This window comes from Clostridium sp. ZS2-4 (genome assembly GCF_026719745.1).
Taxonomy (GTDB): domain Bacteria; phylum Bacillota; class Clostridia; order Clostridiales; family Clostridiaceae; genus Clostridium_H.
Genome location: NZ_JAPPRQ010000059.1, coordinates 1 through 549, shown reverse-complemented (window position 1 = coordinate 549; position 549 = coordinate 1). Strand labels below are relative to the sequence as shown.

Sequence of the window (549 nt, the reverse complement as noted above, 5' to 3'; positions counted from 1 at the left end):
GCGCCCTTTGTAGCTTGATCTTATATCAGCATACTGATTAATAAATCAGTATTTTAAAACATCTATTAGATGTTTCATTTTACTAGGTTATTTCTATATTCACTGTGCAATTTTCAAAGAACAAAATGGTGGGTCTAAATGGACTCGAACCATCGACCTCACGCTTATCAGGCGTGCGCTCTAACCAGCTGAGCTATAGACCCACATTAAATTTATGAAAGCAATTATCACAAATCTTAGATTGGATATCTGCTTATGGTGGAGATAAAGAGATTCGAACTCTTGACCCCCTGCGTGCAAGGCAGGTGCTCTCCCAACTGAGCTATACCCCCACTGTAAATCAACAACCGATAATACCTCTTGTAAGATCAATTATTGACAAACTTTTGAAAGAACTTAGTCTCTCAAAATTAAACAGAAGCTCGAATGTCAGTCTTAACCAAAGCCTTGGCTTTAGTTATTTCTCCCTAGAAAGGAGGTGATCCAGCCGCAGGTTCTCCTACGGCTACCTTGTTACGACTTCACCCCAATCACCAATCCCACCTTCGG

2 tRNA genes and 1 rRNA gene are annotated in these 549 nt (G+C 40.4%); all 3 read right to left on the bottom strand.

Features of this window, described 5'->3' with window-relative positions:
* Positions 1-126: 126 nt before the first annotated feature.
* Positions 127-203 (bottom strand) — tRNA-Ile (locus OIO11_RS11570).
* A 53-nt stretch (positions 204-256) separates the two neighbouring features.
* Positions 257-332: transfer RNA gene (locus tag OIO11_RS11565), tRNA-Ala, on the bottom strand.
* A 139-nt stretch (positions 333-471) separates the two neighbouring features.
* Positions 472-549 (bottom strand): 16S ribosomal RNA (locus tag OIO11_RS11560); the annotation flags it as partial.